Origin of the sequence: Acidovorax sp. FJL06, assembly GCF_003852545.1 — a bacterium.
Taxonomy (GTDB): domain Bacteria; phylum Pseudomonadota; class Gammaproteobacteria; order Burkholderiales; family Burkholderiaceae_C; genus Acidovorax.
The window spans coordinates 1-2817 of sequence record NZ_QAJR01000003.1 but is presented as its reverse complement, the minus strand read 5'-3'; the positions used below and the strand labels follow the sequence as shown (position 1 = coordinate 2817).

Sequence of the window (2817 nt, the reverse complement as noted above, 5' to 3'; positions counted from 1 at the left end):
CGTCTGCTTGCATGGGCACAAGCCCATGCGGCGCACCCGAAGCATCCACTCCTCCCGATTGCACTCCAATGCGATCCCCGAAAAGATCTTGAACAGGTTCTTAGGCGGCACCTTCCCCTGAGTCGCCTTCGGCGTAATCCCCCTCTCACGCTCTCGCTGTGCGGGAGGGGCGCCACCGGCGGCGTGGCGAAGCCAGTTCCACGGTGGCCTTGGCCCAGGCCGTGCCAGCGCATGGGAGGGCACGCGTTGCAAGGTTTTGTGGGTGCACAGGGCCCTCTTCCTGCACCGGGGGCTCAGGGTTTCTCCTTGCGTTTTACCAAGGGTTCCACCCAAGCCCCCGGCCCCGGGGGCTGCGTATATTTGTTGGGACATGTCTGCAGCGACCCGTCCCCATGCCTAACTTTCAGCGTTCCTGTGGCGCTCCTGTGCCGGGGTGTCCATGACGGCCCCCGCCCCCTCGGCTGCGCCCGACGACGACGCACCCGGCTGGCTGGTGCCGGGGGCGCTGGTGCTGCGGCTCATGCTGGTGGCCGCACTGGCCGTGGCCTTGTCGGGGGCGGTGGCCGCCTGGCTGGTCACCCGCGCATCGGGGCAAGAGGCCGTGCGCCGGATGGTGAGCCAGCAGACCGATGAGGTCGAGGTCGTGGCCCGCCTGCTGGCCAGCAAGATCGAGCAAAGCCAGAAGGTGCTGCGCACCGTGGCCGCAGGCATCACGCCCGGCATGCTCGAATCCCCTTCATCGCTCGAATGGCTGCTGCAGCAGGGCCTGCCCGCCGTGCAGTTCTTTGACACCATGCAGGTGGCCCGCGACAACGGCGAGCTGCGCCTGAACCTGCGCGCCGGGCTGCAGCAGAAAGCCGCCGACCTGGACCCGATCGAACGCGATGCCCTGCGCCGCACCCTGGTGGATGGCAAGCCCCTGGTGTCCGAGCTGATCGCCGGACGCAGCGGCGAGCCGCGCGTGATGTTCACCATGCCGCTGCACCGCGAGGACGGCACCGTGCTGGGCGTGGTGGCCGGGGCGCTGCGCCTGCAGTCACAAAGCCTGCTGCCTCCGTCCATGACGCTGCCCGCGCGCGAGGACTCGCAGCTCATCGTCTTCACGCGCGACGGCACCATCCTGTCGCACTCCGACCCCGCACGCATCCTGGGCCAGGTGCGCGACGAGGCCGGGCTGGCGCCGGTGTACACGCGCTGGCTGACCCAGGCCCAGCCCGTGGTGGGGCGGGGCATGAGCCACGTGCAGCCCGACCACATCGTGAGCATGGCGGGCATGCCCCTGCCGCAGTGGATCGTGGCGCGGGTCAGCACCTCGCAGGCATTGCTTGCGCCCCTGCGTGGCGCCCAGCGCGAGGCCTGGTGGCTGGCCGTGGCCAGCATGCTGCTGTGCATGCTGCTGGCCGTGGCCCTGATGGGCTGGATGGCCCAGCCCCTGGCGCAGCTCACCCACAGGGCGCGCCAGCTGCTCACAACCAGCACCCGGCAGCAGCAGCCCCCGGCCGAGCAGGACTGGCCCCGCGCGGGCGGCGAGGTCGGCGAGCTGGTGCGGGTGTTCCAGGGCCTGGTGCAGCAGGGCCAGCAGCAGCAGCAGCGCAAGGACACGCTCGATGGCCAGTTCCAGGCCGTGCTGGACAGTGCCTCGGTGGGCATCATCATCTCGCGCCACGGCATGCTGGACGTGGTGGGCCGGCAGGCCTGCGTGATGCTGGGCTACACGGCGCAAGAGCTGCAGGGCCGCCCTGCACGCACCGTGTACGCCAGCGACGCGGACTATGCCCAGGTGGGCGAGCGCGTGCGCTCCGAGATGGCCGTGCACGGGGCGTTCGATGGCGACATCTGCTTCATGCGCAAGGACGGCACCCCCGTGTGGGCCCGCGTGCAGGGGCGCGGGGTGCGGCGCGACGAGATGCATGGCGGCACCGTGTGGATCCTGGAAGACATCACCGCCGCCCGCGAGGCCCAGGCGCAGCAGGCCTGGGAGCGCACGCACGACGCACTGACCCAGCTCTACAACCGCGCGGCCTTCGACGAGCGCCTGGGCCTGCTGATGGCCGAGCGCTCCACGCGCCAGCGCAGCCATGGCGCCGATGACGAGGGCAGCGAGCCGCAGGGCGATGGCGTGGTGCTGTTCCTCGACCTGGACCATTTCACGGTGGTCAACGACATTGCCGGGCATGACGCGGGCGACGATGTGCTGCGCCATGTGGCCCGCCTGCTGGCGTCGCAGGTGCGCCAGATCGGCTGGGCGGCGCGCCTGGGGGGCGATGAGTTTGCGGTGGTGCTGCCCGGCTGCGCGCTGGCGCGCGGCCAGGCGGTGGCCGAGCAGCTGCGGGTGGCCGTGCATGCCTGGGAGCCGTCGTACCAGGGGCGCAGTTTTACGCTGGGGGTGAGCATCGGGCTGGTGGTGCTGGATGCAAGTTTGCAGGATGTGCCGTCGGTGCTGTATGCGGCGGACATGGCCTGTTATGACGCCAAGCGGGCGGGGCGCAACCGGGTGGAGACGCGGCGTGCGAGCCAGGCGATGGTGTCGGCGTCGGGGCGGATGGCGTTGGGGCCGGTTTGAGTTTTTTTGGCTTCTTGCGCCTGCTGGCTATGCCTTTGTAGCTATTGTTTTGTAGTGAATTTTTCCCGTCCATGAGGATTGGGTTTGTCGAAGTTCATGTGGCTCGCAAACCGTTCGGGCTGAGCCTGCCGAAGCTGGGGCACGCACCCCAACCGTTCGGGCTGAGCTTGTCGAAGCCTTGGCGTGCTGGTTTGGAAGGCGTGCTGGGGTCGAGGGCGGAGGCCGGGTTGTCGCCCCGGCAGGCGACTCACTTT

The 2817-nt window shown here is 69.4% G+C and carries 1 protein-coding gene; it reads left to right on the top strand.

The window, feature by feature from the left end; translation table 11 throughout:
* Window positions 1-439: 439 nt before the first annotated feature.
* Window positions 440-2563, top strand: coding sequence for a diguanylate cyclase (locus DBV10_RS01565; protein ID WP_124509966.1), 2124 nt, complete (start codon window positions 440-442; stop codon window positions 2561-2563).
* Window positions 2564-2817: the final 254 nt, after the last annotated feature.

What these genes read in the sequence shown, in the direction of transcription:
- DBV10_RS01565 (WP_124509966.1), top strand. Translation starts at nt 440, where the DNA reads ATGACGGCCCCCGCCCCCTCGGCTGCGCCCGACGACGACGCACCCGGC.